The organism is Bacillus sp. XF8 (assembly GCF_017498755.1).
In the GTDB taxonomy this organism is placed as follows: Bacteria; Bacillota; Bacilli; order Bacillales; family Bacillaceae_G; genus Bacillus_A; species Bacillus_A bingmayongensis.
In genome coordinates, this window is sequence record NZ_JAGDQK010000045.1 from 1 (window position 1) to 25,656 (window position 25,656).

Consider the following 25,656-nt stretch of genomic DNA (forward strand, 5'->3'; position numbering starts at 1 on the left):
TGATGATGGCAGAGAGGTCACACCCGTTCCCATACCGAACACGGAAGTTAAGCTCTCTAGCGCCGATGGTAGTTGGGGCCTTGCCCCTGTGAGAGTAGGACGTCGCCAAGCAATTAAAGCACGAGTCAATTGACTCGTGCTTTTTATGTTTTAAGGTAAAAAGACAATAAAAGCATTGTAGAAGAAAGTTTAATTTCATTATGTGGATGACAAACACACTGCCCAGTTAGGATTCATATCATACATATATAACGAAACGATGTATATTTTCCGAAAAAGTGTCAAGGAATAGGAGTAAGTATATTTAAATTCAAAATAAAAGGGGGGAAATATCCTATATCGTTTTCATTTAGAGGAAAGTGATTAGGATAAAGATATGGAAACAAAACATGAGGTTTGCATTATATGTGAGAATAGGAAAGATGATGGTATACATGTACACATGAGTTTTATATGTGATACTTGTGAACGGGAGATGGTAGAAACTGAAACGAATGATCCTAAATATATATACTATTTACAACAGCTACGGAAAATTCAAATATTATATTCATAAATAGGCACACATGCCTATTATTTTTTTTGTCCTAATATCTCTGTATAATAAGTAGAGAATGAAGAGTAAGGAAGAGATGAACATGAATCAAAATCGAATACCGTTATATGAAGCGTTAATCCAGTTTAAAGATAAAAAGCCACTATCTTTACATGTTCCAGGACATAAGAATGGTTTGAATTTTCCGGAGCAGGCACAAGCCGATTTTAGTGATGTACTTTCTATCGATGTAACAGAATTAGCAGGATTAGATGATTTGCATAGTCCGTTTGAATGTATAGATGAAGCACAGCAATTGCTAGCTGATGTATATGGTGTAAAAAAGAGTTATTTTTTAATTAATGGTTCTACAGTCGGAAATTTGGCAATGATTTTATCATGCTGCGAGGAGCATGATATTGTCCTTGTACAAAGAAATTGTCACAAGTCTATTATCAATGGCTTGAAGTTAGCTGGAGTGAATCCAGTATTTTTAGAGCCTTGGATTGATGAATTGTATGGCGTGCCAGTTGGAGTTCAGCATGAGGTTATTAAGGAAGCTATTGAACGATATCCAGAAGCAAGAGCATTGATTTTAACACATCCTAATTATTACGGTATGGGGATGGATTTAAAAGAAAGTATTATGTGTGCACATGCACATAAAATTCCTGTTTTAGTAGATGAGGCACATGGAGCCCATTTTTGTATAGGGGAACCATTTCCTAAGTCAGCATTAGAATACGGTGCTGATATAGTTGTACACTCAGCGCATAAAACATTACCCGCTATGACTATGGGTTCTTATTTGCATATCAATAGTAATTTAGTGAATGAAGAAAAAGTTTCTTCTTATTTAAGTATGCTACAATCTAGCAGCCCGTCTTATCCAATTATGGCCTCACTAGATGTAGCTCGTTTTGCGCTAGCAAATATGAAGGAGAAGGGCTGTCTTGAAATTGTGGAGTTTGTGAGGGGATTTAGGAAGGGATTGCAAAGTATTCCACAAATCGCTGTTTTACAATATCCTTTGCAGGATGAGCTCAAAGTTACGGTACAAACGCGCTGTGAGCTGTCTGGATACGAATTACAATCTATATTTGAAAAGATAGGTATATACGCAGAAATGGCTGATCCATTTAATGTTCTATTTATTTTACCATTGCAAGTGAATGAGCAGTATATAAAAGCGATAGAAGTAATACGGTCAGCATTACGTAAGTATACGGTAACAGACAAGATACCATCTATTCGGTATACTTGCAAAGGGGCCTTTTCTTCTTTACCATTTACTTATAAGCAATTAGGAAAGTATAAGAAAAAAGTTATACCTTTACAAGAAGCTGCTGGGATGATTGCAGCGGATATGGTTATTCCGTATCCACCGGGCATTCCATTACTTATGTATGGAGAGGAAATTAATACAGAACACATCGAACAAATTTCTTATTTAGAAGAAACAGGTGCCCGTTTTCAAGGAAATATAAAATATATAAATGTGTATGATATAGAAAGAAAGTAGGTTTCAGGATGAAGGGATTATTTGTAACAATTGAAGGGCCGGAGGGGTCAGGTAAATCGACATTAATTACAAAGTTATTACCGTACTTTGAAAAGAAAGAACAAAAAGTAATAGCAACAAGGGAACCAGGTGGTATCGCGATTTCAGAAGAGATTCGAGGAATCTTACATAAACAAGAGTATACGATGATGGAAGCACGTACAGAGGCATTATTATATGCTGCAGCACGGAGACAGCATTTAGTAGAGAAGGTTATGCCAGCCTTGAAGAAAAACTACCTCGTGATATGTGATCGTTTTATTGACAGTTCTCTTGCTTATCAAGGCTATGCAAGAGGTTTAGGTATTGATAAGGTATTTGAAATTAATCGGTTTGCAACTGAAGACTGTATGCCTAAATTGACAATCTATCTAGATATTGAACCTGAAGTAGGCTTAGCACGCATTGAAAAGGATGCTAATCGTGAAGTGAATCGTTTAGATATGGAAAGCATGCAATTTCATAAGCGCGTCCGTGAGGGGTATTTACAGCTTGTAGAGCGCTTTTCAGATCGCATAGTTGTTGTGAATGCAGATCAACCAATAGAAAAGATTATGGAAGAAGTTATTCAGCTTATAGAAAATAAATTGTTATAATAGAAGGAAAGTATAAAACAAGTGAGGTATGCATTATGACGAGGACGTGGGAGCAGCTTTCTGCTATACAACCCATTGGTGTAAAGATGTTGATGAATAGTATTGCAAAAGGGCGTATATCCCACGCTTATTTGTTAGAAGGCGCAAAAGGAACTGGAAAATATGAAACGGCAATTCAAATGGCAAAAAGTTTTCTTTGTTTACAAAGAAAAGGTGTAGAACCGTGTCATGCATGTACGAATTGCCGACGGATTGATTCAGGTAACCATCCTAATTTACATGTCGTAAAACCAGATGGGTTATCTATTAAAAAACAACAAATTCATGATTTACAGGAAGAGTTTTCAAAAACAGGTTTAGAGGCAAATAAAAAGGTGTATATTATTGAGCACGCAGATCGAATGACGGCAAATGCTGCTAATACCTTATTGAAATTTTTAGAAGAACCAAGTAGCGATACAACGGCTATTTTACTTACTGAACAAAGTCATCAAATTTTAAATACGATTTTATCCCGTTGTCAAGTTGTAACATTTAGACCTCTCGCTGCAGAAGCCTTAATTGAGAGGTTACAGGCGGAAGGAGTTGCAGTTTCTTTATCTACTCTTTCCGCGCAGCTTACGAATAGTTTTGAGGAAGCATTATTACTGTGCAATGATGAATGGTTTGCACAAGCACGAACTTTAGTGATAAAATTATGTGAAGCGCTCGAAAAAGATACAGCCTCTCTTTTTTTTGTACAAGAAAAGTGGGGGAAACACTTTGGAGAGAAGGAACAATTACAACAAGGTTTAGATATGTTACTCCTTATTTATAAGGATTTATTATATGTTCAACTAGGAGAGGAAGATCGTCTTGTCTTTCAAGAGCAAAAGGAGATGTTTCATTCTTTCTCCTACGCTCAAAAGCGCATTGTATCAGCTCTTTTTAATATATTAGAAGCAAAAAATAGAATCAACGCTAATGTAAATGCGCAGCTTGTGTTCGAACAGTTAGTGTTGCGGTTGCAGGAGGGATGACCGTTTTGTATGATGTAGTAGGTGTTCGCTTTAAGAAGGCCGGAAAAGTGTATTACTTTGACCCGAATCAATTCGATATCTCAGAAAATGAATTTGTGATCGTGGAAACTGTACGAGGTATTGAGTATGGGAAAGTAGTTATTACAAAAAAGCAAGTTGATGAAAACGATGTTGTACTGCCGCTAAAAAAAGTCATTCGCATTGCAAATGAAAATGATCGGACAATTGTTGAAGAGAACAAACATGCTGCAAAAGAGGCGTATCAAGTTTGTCAACAAAAGGTAGGGGAACATAAGCTTGATATGAAACTTGTAGACGTAGAATATACATTTGATCGCAATAAGATCATTTTCTATTTTACAGCGGATGGTCGTATTGACTTCCGTGAGCTTGTAAAAGACTTAGCGGCAATTTTCCGGACAAGAATTGAGCTAAGACAAATTGGTGTTCGCGATGAAGCAAAAATGCTTGGTGGTATTGGTCCGTGTGGTCGTATGCTTTGTTGTTCTACATTTTTAGGTGATTTTGAACCTGTATCCATTAAAATGGCGAAGGATCAAAATTTATCATTAAATCCTGCGAAAATTTCTGGCTTATGTGGCCGATTAATGTGTTGCTTAAAATATGAGAACGACGAGTATGAAGCGGCAAAGGAGCAACTCCCTGATTTAGATCAACGTATACAAACACCGCATGGTCTTGGACGCGTCATCGGATTAAATATTTTAGAAAGATTAATTCAAGTGGAGCTAGTAGACAAGGAACGGATAGTAGAATATACGTTAGATGAATTAATTAATGAAGGGGTCGTTTCGAGTCAAACCACAGATTAATGAGGTGGGTGCTTGTGGAGAAAAAGGATATTTTTGCAGCGGTTTCCAGTATGGAAGAGCAAATTGGACATTTATACAAACAGTTGGGAGAATTAAAGCAACATCTTGCAGAGTTACTTGAAGAAAACCAACATATTAAAATGGAAAATGAAAATTTGCGACGTCGTTTTGAAGAAGTACAGAATAAGGAAAAACAAAAAACTCAAAAACGAAAAGAAATGAAACCCAAAACGGATATTGGTGAAGGGTATGATAACTTAGCCCGTCTATATCAAGAAGGTTTCCATATCTGTAATTTACATTATGGAAGTGTACGTAAAGAAGGAGATTGTTTATTCTGTCTGTCATTTTTAAATAAAAAATGAAATTACCTTTCCAATATATTGGAAAGGTAATTTTTTATACATGAGAGTAAAGATAAGATGAAATAGTTTTTGCTTTTACGTAAATAGGGTAGGTTAAGTATAAGAAAGGGAATAGCATATGCACTTATATGAAGATGAACGTTTAGATTATTTACTAGCAGAAGAAATGAAAATTATTCAAAGCCCATCTGTGTTTAATTTTTCTTTAGACGCAGTGTTACTTGCAAATTTTGCATGGGTTCCGATTCAAAAGGGAAATTTACTTGATTTATGTACAGGAAATGCTGTTATTCCACTTTTATTAAGCACAAGAACGAAAGGAAATATTACAGGAGTAGAAATTCAAGAACGCTTGTATGATATGGGAATAAGAAGCGTCCAGTATAATAAGTTAGAAGAAAGAATCCAATTAATACATGGAGACTTAAAGGATATGCCAGAACAGCTTGGGCGCCATCAATACGATGTTGTAACATGTAATCCGCCATATTTTCAAACGCCAAAGGCGTCTGAGAAAAACATTAACGAGCATTTAGCTATAGCTCGTCATGAAATTATGTGCACATTAGAGGATGTCGTATATGCTAGTAGTCAGCTTGTAAAACAAGGTGGTAAGGTAGCGTTTGTTCATCGCCCAGGTCGATTACTTGATATTGTAACATTAATGAGAAAGTATAAGATTGAACCCAAACGTGTGCAGTTTGTATATCCAAAGGCGGGGAAAGAAGCAAATACGCTGCTAATAGAAGGAATTAAAGATGGAAATGCAGATTTAAAAATTTTACCGCCCCTTTTTGTATATGAGGAAAATAATGAGTATACAAAGGAGCTTCGTTCGATTTTATATGGAGAAGAATAAACATTATTTTTATGTAGTGGAATGTTCAGATAGAAGTTATTATGCAGGGTATACAAATAATTTAGAGAAACGAATTCAAACTCATAATAGCGGGAAGGGAGCACGTTATACTCGTGCTAGGCTTCCTGTTGTTTTAAAATATGTAGAGGTTCATGAAGATAAAACAACAGCTATGCAAGCTGAATATCATTTTAAACAGTTAAAGCGAAAAGACAAAGAAGAATATATGCAAAAAGGAGAACGCTATGTGGCAGCAAAAAAGCTTTCAAGCAAATGAAAAGGGAGTCTTATATTTAGTTCCAACACCGATTGGTAATTTAGAAGATATGACGTTTCGTTCTATTCGGATATTGAAAGAGGCTGATATCATTGCTGCTGAAGATACGCGGCAGACGAAAAAGCTTTGTAATTATTTTGAAATTGAAACACCGGTTATGAGTTATCATGAGCATAATAAGGGAGTAAGTGGGCAGAAAATTTTAGATAAGCTGGAAGATGGAAAAACAGTAGCGCTTGTAAGTGATGCTGGTATGCCTTGTATTTCTGATCCGGGTTACGACATTGTTGTAGAAGCTGTAGAGGAGCAATACCATGTTATTCCGCTTCCGGGGGCAAACGCTGCTCTTACAGCGTTAATTGCATCAGGATTAGAAACGAGACATTTCTACTTTTATGGATTTTTACAAAGAAATAAAAAAGAGCGTAAGGCGGAATTAGAAAAGCTTCGTTATGTTCCAACTACGATGATGTTCTATGAAGCGCCACATCGGTTAGATGATACATTAATTTCTATGAAAGAAGTACTTGGAAATAGAGAAATTGTATTGTGCCGAGAGTTAACGAAAAAATTTGAGGAATTTATTCGTGGCTCGATAGAAGAAGCAATCGAATGGACAAAACAAAATGAAGTTCGTGGTGAATTTTGTATATTGGTATCCGGATCAAAAGAGGAAGCTGCTCCAGAGGAACAATGGTGGGAATCTATATCAGTATATGATCATATCGAATATTATATAAACGAGCAAGGAATGTCTTCAAAGGATGCAATTAAAAAAGTTGCCAAAGATCGAGATTTGTCGAAACGAGACGTCTATCAAATCTATCATGTCGATAAAAAATAAGCTTCTCATAATTGAGAAGCTTATTTTGCTGCTTGAATATATTGTTGAAGTTCGTTTAAGATTTGTTCAGCGCCTTCTTTGCTTAAAATAATTTTACCTTCAGCTAAAGAAAGGTTACCATCAGATACTTCACCAGTTACTTGGCAAGTCATGTTTGGCTTATATTTTTTTAGGATGATTTTTTCGTCATCAACGTAAATTTCAAGAGCATCCTTTTCAGCAATACCTAATGTACGACGTAATTCAATCGGAATTACAACACGGCCTAATTCATCAACTTTACGAACGATACCAGTAGATTTCATATTCGTTATCCTCCTCATATTCTGTAAGTTTGCGAGTCTATATTTTAATTCGTCATTTTTCGACAAAATACCCTATGAACATATGATACCAATCATTTACATTTCCGTCAATTCTTAAATTTTATATTTTATAAAAGAATTATAGATTTTTATACTTCTTATATATAATAGAAAATGAAAGAATTACACAAGTATTTCACTGTATTTTTTAATTTTATCAATATTTCAGATAAATTACTGTATATTTTTTTTGAATATGAGTAATAGATGATAAAGATAATCGAGCATTAATTCGTTTTTATGCGTCAGTTTTTGATATACTGTTTATAAATACATATGAGGTCATTTGGGAGGTTCAAAACAATGACAGAGGAAAATAAGACCTTTTATATCACTACTCCAATTTATTATCCAAGCGGAAAGCTTCATATTGGACATGCTTACACAACGGTAGCAGGAGATGCAATGGCACGCTACAAGCGTATGCAAGGATATGATGTTCATTATTTAACAGGTACTGATGAGCATGGACAAAAGATTCAAAAGAAAGCAGAAGAACTACAAGTTACACCACAAGCATATGTTGATAACATTGTAGCAGGAATTAAAGAACTGTGGGAGAAAATGGACATTTCTTACGATGACTTTATTCGTACAACCGAAGATCGTCATAAAGAAGTTGTCGAAAAGATTTTTAAACAACTTGTCGATCAAGGTGATATTTATCTTGATGAATATGAAGGATGGTACTCTGTACAGGATGAAACATTCTATACAGAACACCAACTTGTGGATCCAATTATGGAAGGCGACAAAGTAGTCGGCGGAAAAAGCCCAGATAGTGGTCATGCTGTAGAACTTGTTCGCGAAGAATCTTACTTCTTTAGAATGGGGAAATATGTAGATCGACTGCTACAATTTTATGAAGAAAATCCACACTTCATCCAACCTGAATCTCGTAAAAATGAAATGATTAATAACTTCATTAAACCAGGTCTAGAAGATTTAGCAGTTTCTCGTACTTCTTTTGATTGGGGAATTCGTGTGCCAGGTAACCCAAAACACGTTATTTACGTATGGGTAGATGCATTATCTAACTACATTACAGCACTAGGATATGGAACAGATAATGAAGAGAAATATAAAAAGTATTGGCCAGCAGATGTTCATTTAGTAGGAAAAGAAATTGTTCGTTTCCATACAATTTATTGGCCAATTATTTTAATGGCACTAGATTTACCACTGCCGAAAAAGGTATTTGCTCATGGCTGGATCTTAATGAAAGATGGAAAAATGAGTAAATCAAAAGGAAACGTAGTTGATCCTGTTACGTTAATTGATCGTTACGGATTGGATGCATTACGTTATTATTTACTTCGCGAAGTTCCATTTGGATCAGACGGTGTATTTACGCCAGAAGGTTTTGTAGAGCGAATTAATTTTGACCTTGCAAACGACTTAGGAAACTTATTAAATCGTACAGTAGCGATGATTGATAAGTACTTTAATGGAGAAGTTCCTGCTTTTAAAGAAAATGTAACAGAGTTTGATGAAACGTTAGTAACATTTGCGCAGGATACATTGAAAAAAGTAGAAGAAGCGATGGAAAACATGGAGTTTTCAGTAGCATTAAGCTCCATTTGGCAATTGGTTAGCCGTACGAATAAATATATTGATGAAACACAACCTTGGGTATTGGCGAAAGATGAGAATGATCGTGATAAACTTGCTTCCGTAATGGCACACCTTGCAGAAATGCTTCGCCAAATGGGCATTATGCTTATGCCATTCTTGACAGCAACACCAAGTAAAATCTTTGCGCAACTTGGCCTTACAGATGAAGCACATCAATCTTGGGGTAGTCTTTCTACGATTGGCTGTATTCCAGCTGGTACGAAGGTAGTCAAAGGACAACCAATTTTCCCACGCTTAGAGGTGGAAGTAGAGGTTGAATATATTAAAGAACAAATGAAAGGTTCTGCTCCTAAAGTGGAAGAGAAAAAGGCAGAGGAACCAAAAACAGAAGAAATTACAATAGATGATTTCTTTAAAGTTGAATTGCGTGTGGCGGAAGTAATAGAAGCAGAGCCTGTAAAAAAAGCAGACAAACTGTTAAAGATTCAACTTGATTTAGGAACAGAAAAGCGACAAGTTGTTTCTGGAATTGCTAAATTTTATACACCAGAAGAATTAAAAGGTAAAAAAGTTATTTGTGTAACGAATTTAAAACCAGTAAAATTACGTGGTGAATTATCACAAGGTATGATTTTAGCAGGTGAAGAAAACGGAGTATTGTCGTTAGCAACAATTGATCAAAATTTACCAAATGGTACAAAAATCAAGTAATCTTGACAAAATAAGAGATGTTTCACGTGTAACATTCGTGGAGCATCTTTTTTCTTGTCAGGAATCTTTTTAAAAGTTCCTTTTTTGTATTAAGATTGTACTATTGTTGTCATTACGTTGTTAGTGAAGAGATTTTTAATTCAAATAAAAGGAGTTATTTGTTATGTTATTTGATACACATTCACATTTAAATGCAGAGCAATTTGAAGAAGATTTACAGGAAGTCATTGTAAGAATGAAAGAAGCTGGAGTTTCGTATACAGTTGTTGTTGGTTTTGATGAAGTAACAATAAAAAAAGCAATTGAACTCGCAGAAACGTATGACTTTATTTATGCAGCGGTTGGTTGGCATCCCGTTGATGCAATTGATATGACAGAAGATCATTTAGTTTGGTTAGAAGAGTTAGCAGCACATCCAAAAGTTGTTGCTCTTGGTGAAATGGGATTAGATTATCATTGGGACAAATCTCCGAAAGAGGTACAGAAAGAAGTATTTCGTAAACAAATTCAGTTAGCAAGGAAAGTAAAGTTGCCTATTATTATACATAACCGCGATGCAACGCAAGATATTGTGGATATTCTAGAAGAAGAAAATGCAGCTGAAGTAGGCGGTATTATGCATTGTTTTAGCGGTAGTGTAGAAGTAGCAAAACAATGTATCGATATGAATTTCTTAATTTCATTGGGGGGACCAGTAACGTTCAAAAATGCAAAGAAACCGAAAGAAGTTGCAATGGAAATTCCAATGGAAAAGCTATTAATAGAAACAGATTGTCCATACTTAACGCCACATCCGTTTCGTGGTAAACGAAATGAGCCAAGCTATGTGAAACTTGTGGCAGAAGAAATTGCTAACTTAAAAGGCATTTCATACGAAGAGGTCGCAAAGATAACTACAGAAAATGCAAAAGCTTTATTTGGTGTTGAATAAGAAAGAATGGGGGGCCATTCTTTCCTTTTATCCTTTTTGTGTTGTTACCTTAGAATGAAAAGGATGCTAGAAGGACAATACAATTTAGTCAATTAGCGGATAGATTTATGGGGAAGAAAACAAGTAAAGATTAAAGTGTTACAATAAGAAGAGTAGGCAGAGGATTTTTTCTCCTCTGCTTTTTAAATTGCATCAATGGGAAAATAATAATGGAAAAGTATTCGTTTTTTTGTTTTACTAAGTAGAGACGAAATGAGTGTGGAGGCAGTCATGAAAATTAAAGAGATTATCGTTGTAGAAGGTAAAGATGATACAGTTGCAATTAAGCGCGCTGTTGATGCAGATACAATTGAGACGAACGGTTCAGCAATCGGTGATCATGTCATTGAGCAAGTAAAATTGGCACAGCAAAAACGAGGCGTTATTATTTTGACGGACCCTGATTATCCGGGAGAGCGTATTCGGAAAATTATTTCTGAAAAGGTTCCGGGGTGTAAGCATGCTTTCTTACCAAAAGAAGAAGCGCTTGCAAAAAGAAAAAAAGGAGTCGGGATTGAACATGCTTCCAATGAATCCATTCACCGTGCTTTAGAAAATATTCATGAAGAAATGGAAGCTTATACGAGCGAAATTAGTTGGAGTGACCTAGTAGATGCTGGCCTAGTGGGCGGAGAACAGGCAAAAAGTCGTAGAGAAAAAATGGGTAAACTATTAAAGATTGGTTATACAAATGCGAAGCAGTTACATAAACGTTTACAAATGTTTCAAGTTTCAAAAGAAGCATTTGCGGAAGCATATAAACAAGTATTACAGGAGGAAAAGAAATGAAGGATATCGCAACACCGAATCGTACGAAAGACATTGTTGAAAAGTACGGGTTTTCATTCAAAAAGAGTTTAGGACAAAATTTTTTAATTGATACAAATGTATTAAATCGTATTGTAGATTATGCAGAAATCGGATCAGAGAGCGGGGCTATTGAAATTGGTCCTGGTATTGGAGCGTTAACAGAGCAATTAGCAAAGCGTGCTAAAAAGGTAGTAGCCTTTGAAATTGATCAACGATTATTACCAATTTTAGATGAGACGTTAGCTCCTTATGGTAATGTAACTGTTATTAATAAGGATGTTTTAAAGGCGGATGTGCATGAAGTATTTGGAGAGCAATTCGAAGAAGGACAAGACGTAATGGTGGTAGCTAATTTACCGTATTATGTTACAACACCAATTTTATTTAAGTTGCTTGAAGAACAGCTACCAGTTCGTGGGTTTGTCGTTATGATGCAGAAGGAAGTAGGTGATCGTTTAGCGGCTAAACCAGGAACGAAAGATTACGGATCTTTATCTATCGCAATCCAATACTATACGGAAGTAGAAACCGTTATGACTGTTCCTCGTACTGTATTTGTACCACAGCCAAATGTAGATTCTGCGGTTATTCGTCTTTTAAAACGTCAAAAACCGATTGTTGAAGTGGAAGATGAGAAATTTTTCTTTGAGGTAGTACGAGCAAGTTTTGCGCAACGTCGTAAAACGTTGATGAATAACTTATCAAATAATCTAAATGGTTTCCCGAAAGATAAAGAGTTATTAGATCGTATTTTAACGGACGTAGGCATTGATCCAAAACGACGAGGCGAAACATTATCAATCGAAGAATTTGCAGCGCTGAGTAATGCGTTAGTTTCTCATAAAGAATAAAAGGACAGCTCAAGTCGAGCTGTCCTTTTTGTCACCCTTTTCACTCTAAATTCATACGTTAAAAACAGAACATGGTTAGTGAGATGGCCTAATGAGTTTGGAGGTAGGATGATGGCTGTACATGTTGGAGATTTAGTAGAACGACAGTCTTATAACCGAGATATTCTTTTTCGCATTACAGAAATAAAAGGTGAGATTGCAATATTATTTGGAGAAGAAGTCAGGCTTGTAGCGGATGCACCGCTTGAAGATTTAATTAGCATTGACCAGAGAGAGTACAAGAAGAGAGCGAAGCGTGAAAAGGAAACGATAGAGCAAACATATCGTCTGTTTCAACAAGACTATGTCTTGATGAAGCAACGTCATGAACATAATTCTACAGGTGGATATACGAGTGAAGTTAACTATTTTCAAATGCCAGGTAGGGTGTTGCATATAGATGGAGACCCATTATATTTACGGAAATGTTTAGATCTATATACAAAGATAGGTGTTCCAGTTCAAGGTGTCCATTGTAAAGAAACAGAAATGCATGAAAAGGTAGTTGATTTAATCGATCATTTTCGTCCAGATATTTTAGTAATTACAGGTCATGATGCATATACAAAATCAAAAGGAGTTATGGGAGATTTAGCAGCTTATCGTCATTCACGGCATTTTGTACAGGCCGTGCGGGAAGTACGAAAAAAATACCCATCTTTAGATCAACTTGTTATTTTTGCTGGGGCATGTCAGTCTCATTTTGAAGCTTTAATTCGAGCTGGGGCTAATTTTGCTAGTTCACCATCGCGTATTAATATTCATGCATTGGATCCAGTATATGTAGTGGGAAAGATTAGTTTTACTTCATTTATGGAGCGCGTAAATGTATGGGATGTTGTTCGAAATACTATTACTGGGCAAAAAGGTCTTGGTGGTATTGAGACCCGGGGACTTTTACGAACAGGGTTACCTTTTCAATATTATGAAGAGTAAGCAAGGTATATAGATGTACCTTGCTTTTATTATGGAAAAAGTATCGGTTTGCGTGGTAAAAGATGTACCTTAAACAAGGATTTGTAAGTGATTGGATAAAAAAAGATAAGAACGTACAGACTATACAATAATACTTTTAAAATATAGTAATTCTTCTATCTATTCGAACGCATTAGGTTCTTGCGAAGATATTGTCCGTTACATATAGGCAATGATTGGGATAGATATATCATGTATTTATGTATTCACTCTAAATTACAGCGAGGTGTAGCAAAGTATATGTCAAAACGTTTAGATGAAATAAAAAGTGAATTAGATCATCATCTTGGGAAGCGTCTTATGTTAAAAGCGAATAGTGGAAGAAGAAAAACAGTGGAACAATCAGGTGTACTAGCAGAAACTTATCGTTCTGTTTTTGTTGTACAGTTAGATCAACAGGAGGATACGCTGCAGCGTGTTTCCTATAGCTATGCAGATGTTTTAACAGAAACGGTGGAATTAACGTTTTATGATGATCCTCATAGCGAGGTTATTTTAGGATAATCACCTACTCTGTTACATATATTCCCATAAATAAAGAAGGACATTTTTTTGTAAACTAATTATACCGTAGCAAAATAAGGAGGGACCCTGCATTGAGTAGACGAAGAGGAGTTATGTCAAATCAGTTTAAAGAAGAGCTTGCAAAAGAGCTTGGATTTTATGATGTTGTTCAGAAAGAAGGATGGGGCGGAATTCGTGCGAAAGATGCTGGTAATATGGTGAAACGGGCCATTGAGATTGCAGAGCAGCAATTAATGAAACAAAACCAGTAGTTGTAAGATAACTTCTATGCTACGGTAGCCGAGGAGAAATTCCTCGGCTTTTTGCACGCTAAAAGGTATCATCATTTTACATAAGTAGTTTCATTCTGAATGCTTTTCGTTATAATTAGGGAAGTGTCATCGTCTTACTATAAATTTATGGTAAAATAAACGATAAAAGATTGAGTACATAGAGTGGGTGAATAGATTGAAGCTACTAGTGAAAGCACCAGCAAAGATTAATCTGTCGTTAGATGTACTAGGGAAAAGACAAGACGGTTATCATGAAGTGAAAATGATTATGACAACAATCGATTTAGCAGATCGTTTAGAGCTAACGGAGTTATCAGAAGACCGCATCGAAATTGTATCCCATAATCGGTATGTCCCAGACGACCAGCGTAATTTGGCTTATCAAGCAGCGAAATTATTAAAAGAGAGATTTCAAGTGAAGAGAGGCGTATCTATTTCTATTGAAAAAACAATTCCAGTGGCAGCAGGATTAGCAGGTGGAAGCAGTGATGCAGCTGCTACATTACGAGGACTTAATAAGTTATGGAATTTAGGGTTAACAATAGATGAACTAGCGGAACTTGGAGCAGAAATTGGATCTGATGTATCCTTTTGTGTATATGGCGGAACAGCGATTGCTACAGGAAGAGGGGAAAAGATTGAACATATAAAGACACCTCCTTCTTGTTGGGTTATTTTAGCTAAGCCTCACATCGGCGTATCTACTGCTGACGTATATGGAAATTTACAATTAAATCGCGTTACACATCCAGATGTAGAGCAGATGGTTGAATGCATTAATAGTGGCGACTATAAAGGAATTTGTGGTGCTGTTGGAAATGTACTAGAAGATGTGACGTTTACGATGCATCCTGAAGTTGCACGCATTAAGGCACAGATGAAGCGCTTTGGTGCAGATGCAGTTTTAATGAGTGGTAGTGGACCAACTGTATTTGGATTAGTACATCATGATTCACGTATGCATCGTATTTATAATGGTTTAAAAGGATTTTGTGAACAAGTATATGCAGTACGTCTATTAGGAGAGCGAGAAACTCTTGAATAAAGACGTATAATACGTTATGATTTGTTTAGAATATTCGTGATTTGGGGTGAGAGTGTGAAAATTAGACGGAGTACAAGACTAGTCGATATGACTTACTATTTATTGCAAAATCCTCGTCAGTTAGTTTCTCTCACTTTTTTTGCTGAACGGTATCAATCAGCTAAGTCTTCTATTAGTGAAGATTTAGTTATTATTAAACAAACGTTTGAACAACAAGGGGTCGGCACATTGCAAACGATACCAGGTGCAGCAGGAGGAGTGAAATATATTCCATATATAAGTGAAGAAGAAGCAAATCTGATTATTAATGAGCTTTGCAGTTTATTTGAGAATCCAGATCGTATCCTTCCAGGTGGATACTTATATATGACGGATCTTTTAAGTAATCCACGTTATATCAATGGGGCGGGTCGCCTATTTGCTTCTGTATTTGCGAGACAGCCGATTGATGCGGTTATGACGGTAGCAACAAAAGGAATTCCGCTTGCATATGCAGTAGCAAACTATTTAGATGTACCTGTGGTAATTGCAAGAAAAGATAATAAGGTAACAGAAGGACCAACAGTTAGTATTAACTATGTATCAGGTTCATCTAAGCGGATTCAAACAATGACTTTAGCAAAACGTAGTCTTCCGGAAGGTGCTAATGTTTTAATTGTTGATGACTTTATGAAGGCTGGAGGAACAATTCAAGGCATGATTAGTATGCTAGAAGAGTTTAATGCCAATGTTGTTGGGATCGGCGTGTTAGTAGAATCAACAGATATTGAAGAAAGACTTATTAATAACTTTGTTTCTTTAATTCGTTTATCAGAAGTAGATATTAAAGAGAAAACAATTCAAGTGGAAAAAGGGAATTATTCACTTGTACCATTTGATGAAGGGCTTGTAGAAGTTAAATAAAAAGGTAAAGCATACGCTTTATCTTTTTTTGTAAATGCAAGTGCTAGTAGGCGGTAAGCCTTTTCTTATATATAAATACAAATTGAAAAAACGACATAAAACCTTTCTTTTTAGACGGGAGAGCATCCAGCCATCCATAGAATCGATCAGATCCTATTCCTGCCCCGTGTCAAGTGAAAAAGAGGGAAAACGAGTTCAGGTAACTTTTTGTTCTTCGTGGCAGCAACTTATATGTTGAAAAATCAAAATGGATTTATATAGCTAAAGTCTTACCGCCTACTAGCAAGGTACATTCTATTTGTTTTAGAATAGATGAACTAAGTTTGTATGGGTAAATTATTTTTGAAAGTAACAATAAAATAATAAAAGGGTGAGAAAATATGAAAGTAGTTCAAACAAATCAAGCACCACAAGCAATTGGTCCATATTCACAAGGGATTATCGTAAATAACATGTTTTATAGTTCAGGACAAATTCCATTAACAGCGGGTGGAGAACTTGTAACAGGTGACGTGAAAGTACAAACAGAACAAGTATTTCAAAATTTACAAGCTGTATTAGAAGAAGCAGGAGCATCATTTGATACAGTTGTAAAAACAACTGTATTTTTAAAAGACATGGATGATTTTAATGATGTAAACGAAGTATATGGAACATATTTTTCCACACATAAACCAGCTCGTTCTTGTGTACAAGTTGCAAAATTACCGAAAGATGTTTCCGTCGAAATTGAAGTAATTGCCCTTGTAAAATAAATCTTTGTAAGCGATAACGTCTATTAATTCTTATATTCCATTAAAATAAAAATTTTTATCTTAAAAATTTTTAAAAAATTAAAGGGAAAATAGAAAATTTGTGGAATTTATACAAACATATCGCTTATTTAGAAAAGGGTGGTGAACACAAGATGGAAGTGACTGACGTAAGATTACGCCGCGTAAACACAGAAGGCCGTATGAGAGCGATTGCCTCTATTACTCTAGACCATGAGTTTGTTGTTCATGATATTCGTGTAATTGATGGCAATAATGGATTATTTGTAGCAATGCCAAGTAAACGTACTCCAGATGGAGAGTTCCGTGATATTGCGCATCCAATTAATTCTAACACACGCTCTAAAATTCAAGATGCGGTTTTAACTGAGTATCACCGTTTAGGCGAGTTAGAAGAAGTTGAGTTTGAAGAAGCAGGAGCTTCGTAAAATTCGAATAAAAAGAGCTCGAATAAAAAGAGCTCTATAATTTTGTAACAAACTCCTGTAAACACTTACAGGAGTTTGTTTTTTATTATTTAGTTATCTGTATCAGTGCCATATGGCCTCAAAGTGAAATAGTGAGAAAAGAAAATAGGCAGAGGATAATGTGCCTGTGAAAGTTTAGTTGTTTTTATCACTGCATCTGGATAAATAGTTATTAAAACGTATAAGTCGCTGCTATGAAGAATAGAAGGTGACCTGCATTCTTTTTCTCTCTTTGTTTTTACTTGGCATGGGAACTAAAAAGGCCCTGACCGCTTCTATGCAAGGCCGGATGATCTTTCCCATCTAAAAGGAAAGGCTTATATCGGTTTTTCAATTTGTAAATCTATTTTGATTTACTGGCCCCTAAGTTCCGGCTATGAAAATAAAAGAAGATCTCCACTCGTTTTCTCCTTTTGTTTTTACTTGGCATGGGAGCTAAAAAGGCCCTGACCACTTCTATGCAAGGCCGGATGATCTTTCCCACCTAAAAAAGAAGGTTTTATGTCGGTTTTTCAATTTGCACTTATATTACTTGTTTTGAATAAAATTTTCCGCTAATTAGAGCTTCACTTTATTCTCCCCTGTATATGTAAACTTCTAATTTCTTTAAAATCCTTCGAAATAGTATATCTTATTTCCTAAAAAAAGATACTAAAGAGTAAAACATCTTATAAGAAGTATGGTAAAATTTAATAGTTATGCCGTGTTTCTTGAAATATATAATGATTTAGGATAATATCTTTAATGGATAAATAGGTTGCGATGGAGGGTCTATATGTCAAACAGATTTGCAGTGATTCTAGCTGCAGGTAAAGGCACACGTATGAAGTCCAAGCTATACAAAGTGCTTCATCCTGTATGCGGAAAACCAATGGTACAGCATGTAGTCGATCAAGTATCTCAATTAGGATTGCAGAAACTTGTAACGGTAGTTGGACATGGTGCTGAAAAAGTACAAGAACAACTAGGGAACGTAAGTGAATTTGCATTGCAAGCAGAACAACTTGGTACAGCACATGCTGTTGATCAAGCTGCTGATATGCTTGCAAATGAAGAAGGAACAACTTTAGTTATTTGTGGTGATACACCGCTGATAACTGCAGAAACAATGGAAGCATTGTTAAAGCATCATGAAGAAGCAGGGGCGAAAGCAACGGTGTTAACAGCTTACATAGAAGAACCTGCTGGATATGGCCGCATTGTTCGTAATGAAAATGGTCATGTTGAAAAAATTGTTGAGCATAAAGATGCAAATGAAGTAGAGCTAGCTATTAAAGAAATTAATACAGGTACGTATTGTTTTGATAATAAAGCACTATTTGCTTCACTTTCTAAAGTTTCAAATGATAACGTACAAGGTGAATACTACCTTCCGGATGTTATTGAAATTTTGAAAAAAGAAGGTCATATTGTATCAGCTTATCAAACGGAGCATTTCGATGAAACGTTAGGTGTTAACGACAGAGTCGCTCTATCGCAAGCGGAAATTATTATGAAGAATCGTATCAATCATAAGAACATGGTGAATGGTGTTACAATTATTGATCCAAGTAACACATACATTTCTGCGGATGCAATTATTGGTAGTGATACAGTTCTTCATCCAGGAACGATTATTGAGGGTAAAACTGTAATTGGTTCAGATTGTGAAATTGGCCCACATACAGTAATACGCGATAGTGAAATTGGAGACCAGACAACAATTCGTCAATCTACTGTACATGACAGTAAGATTGGTACGGAAGTTTCAGTGGGACCATTTGCACATATTCGTCCAGATTCAGTCATTGGTAACGAAGTACGCGTTGGAAACTTCGTGGAAATCAAAAAGACTGTGTTTGGTAATAGAAGTAAAGCTTCACACTTAAGTTATATCGGGGATGCACAAGTTGGAGAAGACGTGAATCTTGGTTGTGGTTCAATTACGGTAAACTACGATGGCAAGAATAAATTTAAAACAGTTATTGGGAATGGCGTATTTATTGGTTGTAATTCAAACCTTGTTGCTCCTGTAACAGTTGAGGATGGTGCTTATGTTGCGGCAGGATCTACGATTACAGAGAATGTTCCATCAAAAGCATTATCAATTGCGCGTGCACGTCAAGTTAACAAAGAAGACTATGTTGATCAATTGCTGAATAAGAAAAAATCATAATGTGGAGGGTTAATCTAGATGTCGACTCAATATCTAAATTCTAATTTGAAAGTATTCTCTTTAAACTCTAATAAGGAACTTGCTGAGCAAATTGCAAAGCATATTGGAGTAGGGTTAGGGAAATGTTCTGTTGACCGTTTTAGTGATGGAGAAGTTCAAATTAACATTGAAGAAAGTATTCGTGGTTGCGATGTATTCATTATTCAATCTACAAGCTTCCCAGTAAACGAACATATCATGGAATTACTTATTATGATTGATGCATTAAAACGTGCGTCTGCAAAAACAATTAATATCGTTATTCCTTATTATGGTTATGCGCGTCAAGACCGTAAAGCGCGTTCTCGTGAACCAATTACATCGAAACTTGTAGCAAACTTGCTTGAAACAGCAGGTGCAACTCGTGTAATCACTCTAGATTTACATGCTCCACAAATTCAAGGGTTCTTTGATATCCCAATCGACCACTTAATGGGTGTACCGATTCTTTCTGATTACTTTGAGACAAAAGGTCTTAAAGATATCGTAATCGTATCTCCTGACCATGGTGGTGTAACACGTGCAAGAAAAATGGCAGATCGCCTAAAAGCACCAATCGCGATTATCGATAAGCGTCGTCCTCGTCCGAACGTAGCGGAGGTAATGAACATTATTGGTAATATCGAAGGTAAAACAGCAATTTTAATTGATGACATCATTGATACAGCTGGTACAATTACATTAGCAGCAAACGCTCTTGTTGAGAACGGTGCTTCTGAAGTATATGCTTGCTGTACACACCCAGTTTTATCTGGTCCAGCAATTGAGCGTATCCAAAACTCAAATATTAAAGAGTTAGTTGTAACAAACTCTATCGTATTACCAGAAGAGAAGAAAATTGATAAAGTACACGAGCTTTCTGTTGCTCCATTAATCGGAGAAGCAATCATTCGTGTTTATGAAGAAGAATCTGTGAGTGTATTATTCAATTAATTGGATAGAATGAGACGTAACCAAATTTGGTTACGTCTTTTCGTATCGTAAAAAGAAAGTAGTGGTACAAGAATGAAATTAATAGTAGGACTTGGGAACCCAGGTAGAGAATATGAATTAACAAGGCATAATATCGGATTTATGGGAATTGATGAGCTTGCAAAACGATGGGGTATTTCTTTAAATGAACAAAAGTTTAAAGGTATGTATGGCTCAGGTTTTGTTAATGGTGAGAAAGTAATTCTATTAAAGCCGCTTACGTATATGAATTTATCTGGAGAAAGCATCCGTCCGCTTATGGATTACTATAAAATTGATGTAGAAGATTTTGTTGTCATGTATGATGACTTAGATATTCCAGTAGGTAAATTACGTCTTCGTATGAAAGGTAGTGCAGGCGGTCATAACGGTGTGAAATCGACAATTTCCCATTTAGGAACGCAAGAGTTCCAACGTATCCGTATGGGAATTGATCGTCCGAAAAATGGTATGAAGGTAGTGGATTATGTATTGGGACGTTTCACTGCAGAAGAGTTGCCAGAGGTAAATCAATCCATTGAAAAAGCTGCAGATGCATGTGAAGAGTGGTTAAAGAAACCATTTCTTCAAATTATGAATACTTTTAACAGTTAACGCTCTAATTTGGAATATTTTATGATGTTTTTATCCATACTAGTGGTAATTGTACACTTAGGAGGATAGTATGGAAGGACATTATTACTGTAGACATTGTGGGTGTAACGTGGGTTCCATTACTGCAGAAAAGGTATATAGCAAAGTTTTATTTCAACTAACAGAGCAAGAACGATTGGATATGATTCATTTTCATGAAAATGGAAATATATATATAAAAACAATCTGTGAGTCGTGCCAAGAAACGCTCTCATCTTATCCAGAGTATTATGAGTATGAAAAATTTTTGCAATAAAATGTTGTCGCTTTGGCGTGCCCAAAGCATTTTTCTGTTTTCTTTTTCCAAAATATTTGCATAAAAATATATTAACTTGCTCTTTATGTTGAGAGGAGTTTTGAAAATGATAGGGTTATTAGAGCAATTTTATAAAAATAAAGAAATACAATCCATTATTAATGGACTAGAAGAAGGATTGAAAGAACAGCTTGTATCAGGTATGGCAACTTCTTCTCGTTCTTTATTAATGGCTGCTTTATATAAAAAAACAAAGCAGTCACAGCTTGTTGTTACACACAACTTATTTCAGGCGCAGAAAGTATATGAGGATTTAGTATCATTACTTGGTGAACAGGATGTATGGTTATATCCAGTTAATGAGTTAATTGCGTCAGAAATAGGGGTTGCAAGTCCAGAACTGAAAGCGCAGCGTATTGAGGTGTTAAATCGTTTAGCGATGGGCGAGCAGGGCATCATAGTTGTTCCAGTTGCTGGATTACGTAGGTTTTTACCAATAAAAGAACTATGGAAGCAAAAGCAAATCGAAATTAGTCTAGGGCAAGAGATTGATTTAGATGCATTGCTTCATACGTTACATCATATTGGATATGAACGTAAGTCAATGGTAGAAGCTCCTGGAGAATTTAGTTTGCGCGGGGGTATATTGGATATTTATCCATTAACTGAAGAATTACCGTTTCGTATCGAGTTCTTTGATACGGAAGTAGATTCTATCCGCTCATTCGATGTAGAAGAACAACGCTCTCAAGATAAAAGAGAAAGCGTAAAATTTGGTCCTGCGACGGAATTTTTATTTTCACAAGATGAACTAAAATTAGGGGTGGAGCGTCTTGAAGAAGGTTTAATGAAGACGATGCAAAAGCTCTCTGATGATAAAATCAAGACAGCGGTACTTGAAACGGTTAGTCGCGAGATAGAAATATTGAAAAACGGACAGACCATAGAGCAAATGTTTAAATATTTATCTATCTTTTACAAAGAACATGCTAGTCTAATAGACTATTTACCTGAGAATGGTGTTGTTATTTTAGATGAAATTTCGCGTATCCAAGAAACAGCATCACATCTTGAGACAGAAGAAGCAGAATGGTATACATCGCTTCTCGGTGAAGGGGCAATTATTCAAAATTTGATGTTCTCACACCAATTTGAAGAATTTCTACATCATAAAAAAAGAAGCTTTGTATATTTAACATTATTTTTACGCCATATTGCACATACACACCCGCAAAATATTGTTAATGTAACGTGTAAAACAATGCAGGACTTTCATGGGCAAATGCAGTTGTTAAAAACAGAAATTGATAGATGGACTGAAGGGAATTTTACGACAGTTGTATTAGGAACAGATGAAGAACGTGCAAAAAAATTACAATATATTTTAAGCGATTATGATATTGAAGCAGACATTATAGAATCTACAGATATATTGCTTCCTGGTCGCCTTCAAATCGCTGTAGGTGATTTACATGCAGGATTTGAAATGCCGATGCAAAAGCTTGTTGTCATTACAGAAAAAGAGCTGTTCCATAAAAAAGTAAAAAAATCACAACGTAAGCAAAAACTATCAAATGCAGAGCGTATTAAAAGTTATTCAGAGCTAAAAGTTGGAGACTACGTTGTTCACGTGAATCATGGTATCGGTAAATTTTTAGGGATTGAAACATTAGCAATTAATGGTGTCCATAAAGATTATTTGAACATTAAATATCAAGGTAATGATAAGTTATACGTACCGATCGAACAAATTGATCAAGTACAAAAATATGTAGGATCAGAGGGTAAGGATCCGAAAGTTTATAAACTAGGTGGGAATGATTGGAAAAAAGTCAAAACGAAGGTAGAGAAATCTGTACAAGATATCGCGGATGACTTAATTAAATTGTATGCAGAGCGTGAGGCTTCAAAGGGATATGCATATACGCCGGACACTGCGGAGCAGCAGGAGTTTGAATCATCTTTCCCGTATCAGGAGACAGAAGATCAGTTACGTTCTATTGAAGAAATTAAGAAAGATATGGAACGTGGGCGTCCGATGGATCGACTTCTATGTGGTGATGTTGGATATGGTAAAACGGAAGTTGCGATTCGTGCGGCATTTAAAGCAATTATGGATGAAAAGCAAGTTGCAATTTTAGTACCGACAACGATTCTTGCACAACAACACTATGAAACGATTCGAGAGCGTTTTCAAGACTACCCAATTAATATTGGGTTGTTAAGCAGATTCCGTACTAGAAAACAACAAAATGAAACAATTAAAGGTTTAAAAGATGGGACAGTTGATATTGTTATTGGAACACATCGCATTTTATCTAAAGATGTAACCTATAAAGATTTAGGTTTACTAATTATTGATGAAGAACAACGATTTGGCGTTACGCATAAAGAAAAGATTAAACAATTGAAAGCGAATGTTGATGTATTAACATTAACGGCAACGCCAATTCCACGTACGCTTCATATGTCTATGCTCGGTGTACGAGATTTATCTGTTATTGAGACGCCACCAGAAAATCGTTTCCCAGTACAAACATATGTGGTTGAGTATAACCCAGGATTAATTCGAGAAGCGATAGAACGGGAACTTGCAAGGGGCGGCCAAATTTATTTCTTATATAACCGTGTTGAAGATATTGAAAGAAAAGCAGATGAAATCTCTATGTTAGTCCCGGAGGCACGTGTGACGTATGCACATGGAAAAATGAATGAGAGTGAACTAGAGTCTGTCATGCTATCATTTTTAGATGGGCAGCATGATGTTCTTGTAAGTACAACGATTATTGAAACAGGTGTTGATATTCCTAATGTAAATACATTAATTGTATTTGATGCCGATCGGATGGGATTATCACAGCTTTATCAGCTTCGTGGGCGCGTTGGTCGTTCAAACCGTGTTGCTTATGCATACTTTGCATATAAGCGTGATAAAGTGTTATCGGAGGTCGCTGAGAAGCGTTTACAAGCAATTAAAGAATTTACAGAACTTGGGTCAGGATTTAAAATTGCAATGCGAGATTTATCCATTCGTGGTGCTGGTAACTTGTTAGGGGCTGAGCAACATGGATTTATTGATTCCGTTGGATTTGATCTATATTCTCAAATGTTAAAAGATGCGATTGAACAGCGTAAAGGAACACAAGGAATTGAAAATACGATTGATGTTGAAATTGATTTAGAAGTGGATGCATACTTGCCAGACGCTTATATTTCAGATAGTAAACAAAAAATCATGATGTACAAACAATTTAGAGGTGTCTCTACGATTGAAGATATTGAGGAATTACAAGAAGAAATGATTGATCGTTTTGGAGACTATCCACAAGAAGTTGGATATCTATTACAAATTGCAAATATTAAAGTATTGGCAACGAAAGAACAGATTGAGCTAATTAAACAAACAAAATTTGAAGTGACGTTTTTATTCTCTGAGCAAGCAAGCCAAAATATTGATGGTGGAAAATTATTCATGCTTGGTAATAGTTTTGGTCGTATGATTGGTCTTGGTATGGAAGGTTCTCGTTTGAAAATTGTTATGAAAACGAATGGATTAGAGACATCAAAATGGTTAACAATCGCCGAAAATTTATTAAAAGGCTTGTCTGACGTGAAAAAAGAAGTAATAAATGCCTAAAACAAAATAAAAAATGCAATTCGACGTGCATAGAAGAACTAATGTGTAAAATACTATATCTATCAGTTGGTGATTTTTACATGAACAGGTAAATTCACCACTTTCATCATCAATAGAAAGTGAGGCAGCATTAGAATGAAAGCAACTGGAATCGTACGTCGAATTGATGATTTAGGTAGGGTAGTAATTCCGAAAGAAATTCGTAGGACCCTTCGTATACGAGAAGGGGACCCGTTAGAAATTTTTGTTGATCGCGATGGAGAAGTGATTTTGAAAAAATATTCTCCAATTAGTGAATTAGGTGATTTTGCAAAAGAATATGCAGATGCTTTATACGATAGCTTAGGACATAACGTACTCGTTTGTGACCGTGATTCCATTATCGCTGTAGCGGGGGTATCTAAAAAAGAATACTTAAATAAAAGTGTTGGCGATTTAATCGAAAAAACGATGGAAGATCGAAAGTCTGTTGTTATGACAGATGAAAGTGAAATTTCGATTATCGATGGTGTAGCTGAAAAGGTTAGTTCTTATACGGTTGGCCCAATCGTTGCAAATGGGGATCCAATTGGAGCTGTTATCATCTTTTCAAAAGAAGGAATTATAAGTGAGGTAGAGCATAAGGCAGTAAATACTGCTGCAAGTTTTTTAGCAAAACAAATGGAACAGTAATTTTTCTTAATCATAATATTTCTTTATAAAAAGTGATTTTTTTTCGGAAAGTAGGATTGTATTTCATTAAAAGGTAGCGTCTTGCTACCTTTTTTATTGTATAAATCTAAAAGGAAGCCTGT

General features: G+C 35.8%; 27 protein-coding genes and 1 rRNA gene. 27 read left to right on the forward strand and 1 reads right to left on the reverse strand.

All coding sequences use genetic code 11. The features are described 5' to 3' along the window. The 10 genes from rrf to rsmI all read left to right on the forward strand — a co-directional run. A 5S ribosomal RNA gene (rrf, locus tag J4P91_RS24075) occupies nucleotides 1-111 on the forward strand; the annotation flags it as partial. A 265-nt stretch (nucleotides 112-376) separates the two neighbouring features. After that, a complete protein-coding gene (locus J4P91_RS24080) occupies nucleotides 377-556 on the forward strand; it encodes a sigma factor G inhibitor Gin (protein WP_207996096.1) in 180 nt (59 codons plus the stop codon). A gap of 82 nt (nucleotides 557-638) precedes the next feature. Continuing rightward, nucleotides 639-2,057, forward strand: a complete 1,419-nt coding sequence (locus J4P91_RS24085; RefSeq protein WP_207996097.1) for an aminotransferase class I/II-fold pyridoxal phosphate-dependent enzyme — start codon at nucleotides 639-641, stop codon at nucleotides 2,055-2,057. 8 nt (nucleotides 2,058-2,065) lie between these two features. After that, nucleotides 2,066-2,692, forward strand: a complete 627-nt coding sequence (tmk, locus tag J4P91_RS24090) for a dTMP kinase (protein ID WP_017154372.1) — start codon at nucleotides 2,066-2,068, stop codon at nucleotides 2,690-2,692. A gap of 35 nt (nucleotides 2,693-2,727) precedes the next feature. Beyond that, nucleotides 2,728-3,711, forward strand: a complete 984-nt coding sequence (holB, locus tag J4P91_RS24095) for a DNA polymerase III subunit delta' (protein ID WP_207996098.1) — start codon at nucleotides 2,728-2,730, stop codon at nucleotides 3,709-3,711. A gap of 5 nt (nucleotides 3,712-3,716) precedes the next feature. Next, nucleotides 3,717-4,544 carry a PSP1 domain-containing protein gene (locus tag J4P91_RS24100; RefSeq protein WP_003194202.1) on the forward strand — a complete coding sequence of 276 codons (828 nt, stop codon included), beginning with the start codon at nucleotides 3,717-3,719 and terminating at the stop codon, nucleotides 4,542-4,544. A gap of 14 nt (nucleotides 4,545-4,558) precedes the next feature. Beyond that, nucleotides 4,559-4,909, forward strand: a complete 351-nt coding sequence (gene yabA / locus J4P91_RS24105; protein WP_000412052.1) for a DNA replication initiation control protein YabA — start codon at nucleotides 4,559-4,561, stop codon at nucleotides 4,907-4,909. A 118-nt stretch (nucleotides 4,910-5,027) separates the two neighbouring features. Beyond that, entirely contained in the window at nucleotides 5,028-5,768 is a 741-nt protein-coding gene (locus J4P91_RS24110; protein WP_017154375.1) for a tRNA1(Val) (adenine(37)-N6)-methyltransferase, read from the forward strand. Further along, entirely contained in the window at nucleotides 5,755-6,045 is a 291-nt protein-coding gene (locus tag J4P91_RS24115) for a GIY-YIG nuclease family protein (protein ID WP_017154376.1), read from the forward strand. Before J4P91_RS24110 ends, J4P91_RS24115 begins: the two co-directional genes overlap by 14 nt. Beyond that, nucleotides 6,014-6,889, forward strand: a complete 876-nt coding sequence (rsmI, locus tag J4P91_RS24120; RefSeq protein ID WP_207996099.1) for a 16S rRNA (cytidine(1402)-2'-O)-methyltransferase — start codon at nucleotides 6,014-6,016, stop codon at nucleotides 6,887-6,889. Before J4P91_RS24115 ends, rsmI begins: the two co-directional genes overlap by 32 nt. A 20-nt stretch (nucleotides 6,890-6,909) precedes the next feature. On the opposite strand, the gene J4P91_RS24125 is transcribed toward rsmI, so the two are convergent. Then, complete coding sequence (locus J4P91_RS24125) at nucleotides 6,910-7,194, reverse strand: transition state genes transcriptional regulator AbrB (RefSeq protein ID WP_097897759.1); 285 nt, start codon at nucleotides 7,192-7,194, stop codon at nucleotides 6,910-6,912. A 363-nt stretch (nucleotides 7,195-7,557) separates the two neighbouring features. On the opposite strand from J4P91_RS24125, the gene metG reads away from it, so the two are divergent. The 17 genes from metG (at nucleotide 7,558) to spoVT (ending at nucleotide 25,534) form a co-directional block, all read left to right on the forward strand. Continuing rightward, nucleotides 7,558-9,540, forward strand: coding sequence for a methionine--tRNA ligase (metG, locus tag J4P91_RS24130; protein WP_207996100.1), 1,983 nt, complete (start codon nucleotides 7,558-7,560; stop codon nucleotides 9,538-9,540). A gap of 163 nt (nucleotides 9,541-9,703) precedes the next feature. Further along, entirely contained in the window at nucleotides 9,704-10,471 is a 768-nt protein-coding gene (locus J4P91_RS24135; protein ID WP_017154380.1) for a TatD family hydrolase, read from the forward strand. A 270-nt stretch (nucleotides 10,472-10,741) separates the two neighbouring features. Beyond that, complete coding sequence (gene rnmV / locus J4P91_RS24140; RefSeq protein WP_207996101.1) at nucleotides 10,742-11,299, forward strand: ribonuclease M5; 558 nt, start codon at nucleotides 10,742-10,744, stop codon at nucleotides 11,297-11,299. Beyond that, complete coding sequence (gene rsmA / locus J4P91_RS24145; RefSeq protein ID WP_207996102.1) at nucleotides 11,296-12,171, forward strand: 16S rRNA (adenine(1518)-N(6)/adenine(1519)-N(6))-dimethyltransferase RsmA; 876 nt, start codon at nucleotides 11,296-11,298, stop codon at nucleotides 12,169-12,171. Before rnmV ends, rsmA begins: the two co-directional genes overlap by 4 nt. Nucleotides 12,172-12,282: 111 nt before the next feature. Beyond that, nucleotides 12,283-13,146: a sporulation peptidase YabG gene (yabG, locus tag J4P91_RS24150; protein ID WP_017154383.1), complete on the forward strand. Its 864-nt coding sequence runs from the start codon at nucleotides 12,283-12,285 to the stop codon at nucleotides 13,144-13,146. Between the two features lie 279 nt (nucleotides 13,147-13,425). Continuing rightward, entirely contained in the window at nucleotides 13,426-13,689 is a 264-nt protein-coding gene (gene veg, locus J4P91_RS24155; protein WP_026049373.1) for a biofilm formation stimulator Veg, read from the forward strand. Nucleotides 13,690-13,781: 92 nt separating this feature from the next. Continuing rightward, nucleotides 13,782-13,961 (forward strand): acid-soluble spore protein SspF, encoded by a 180-nt coding sequence (gene sspF / locus J4P91_RS24160; RefSeq protein ID WP_001985066.1) that lies wholly within the window; start codon nucleotides 13,782-13,784, stop codon nucleotides 13,959-13,961. A 196-nt stretch (nucleotides 13,962-14,157) separates the two neighbouring features. Further along, nucleotides 14,158-15,027, forward strand: coding sequence for a 4-(cytidine 5'-diphospho)-2-C-methyl-D-erythritol kinase (gene ispE / locus J4P91_RS24165; protein WP_017154385.1), 870 nt, complete (start codon nucleotides 14,158-14,160; stop codon nucleotides 15,025-15,027). A gap of 54 nt (nucleotides 15,028-15,081) precedes the next feature. Next, entirely contained in the window at nucleotides 15,082-15,930 is an 849-nt protein-coding gene (purR, locus tag J4P91_RS24170) for a pur operon repressor (protein ID WP_026049375.1), read from the forward strand. A 380-nt stretch (nucleotides 15,931-16,310) separates the two neighbouring features. Continuing rightward, complete coding sequence (locus J4P91_RS24175; RefSeq protein ID WP_017154387.1) at nucleotides 16,311-16,685, forward strand: RidA family protein; 375 nt, start codon at nucleotides 16,311-16,313, stop codon at nucleotides 16,683-16,685. Nucleotides 16,686-16,837: 152 nt separating this feature from the next. Further along, complete coding sequence (gene spoVG, locus J4P91_RS24180) at nucleotides 16,838-17,131, forward strand: septation regulator SpoVG (protein ID WP_000454042.1); 294 nt, start codon at nucleotides 16,838-16,840, stop codon at nucleotides 17,129-17,131. A gap of 814 nt (nucleotides 17,132-17,945) precedes the next feature. Next, nucleotides 17,946-19,325, forward strand: a complete 1,380-nt coding sequence (gene glmU / locus J4P91_RS24185; protein ID WP_207996103.1) for a bifunctional UDP-N-acetylglucosamine diphosphorylase/glucosamine-1-phosphate N-acetyltransferase GlmU — start codon at nucleotides 17,946-17,948, stop codon at nucleotides 19,323-19,325. 18 nt (nucleotides 19,326-19,343) lie between these two features. Beyond that, a complete protein-coding gene (locus J4P91_RS24190) occupies nucleotides 19,344-20,297 on the forward strand; it encodes a ribose-phosphate diphosphokinase (RefSeq protein WP_017154389.1) in 954 nt (317 codons plus the stop codon). Nucleotides 20,298-20,369: 72 nt separating this feature from the next. Continuing rightward, complete coding sequence (gene pth, locus J4P91_RS24195; protein ID WP_207996104.1) at nucleotides 20,370-20,930, forward strand: aminoacyl-tRNA hydrolase; 561 nt, start codon at nucleotides 20,370-20,372, stop codon at nucleotides 20,928-20,930. Between the two features lie 70 nt (nucleotides 20,931-21,000). Then, the gene (locus tag J4P91_RS24200; RefSeq protein ID WP_017154391.1) at nucleotides 21,001-21,225 is read left to right on the forward strand and encodes an anti-sigma-F factor Fin family protein; all 225 of its coding nucleotides are present in this window, start codon (nucleotides 21,001-21,003) and stop codon (nucleotides 21,223-21,225) included. Nucleotides 21,226-21,331: 106 nt separating this feature from the next. After that, nucleotides 21,332-24,862: a transcription-repair coupling factor gene (mfd, locus tag J4P91_RS24205; RefSeq protein ID WP_207996105.1), complete on the forward strand. Its 3,531-nt coding sequence runs from the start codon at nucleotides 21,332-21,334 to the stop codon at nucleotides 24,860-24,862. Nucleotides 24,863-24,997: 135 nt separating this feature from the next. Next, complete coding sequence (gene spoVT, locus J4P91_RS24210) at nucleotides 24,998-25,534, forward strand: stage V sporulation protein T (protein ID WP_017154393.1); 537 nt, start codon at nucleotides 24,998-25,000, stop codon at nucleotides 25,532-25,534. Nucleotides 25,535-25,656 lie beyond the last annotated feature (122 nt).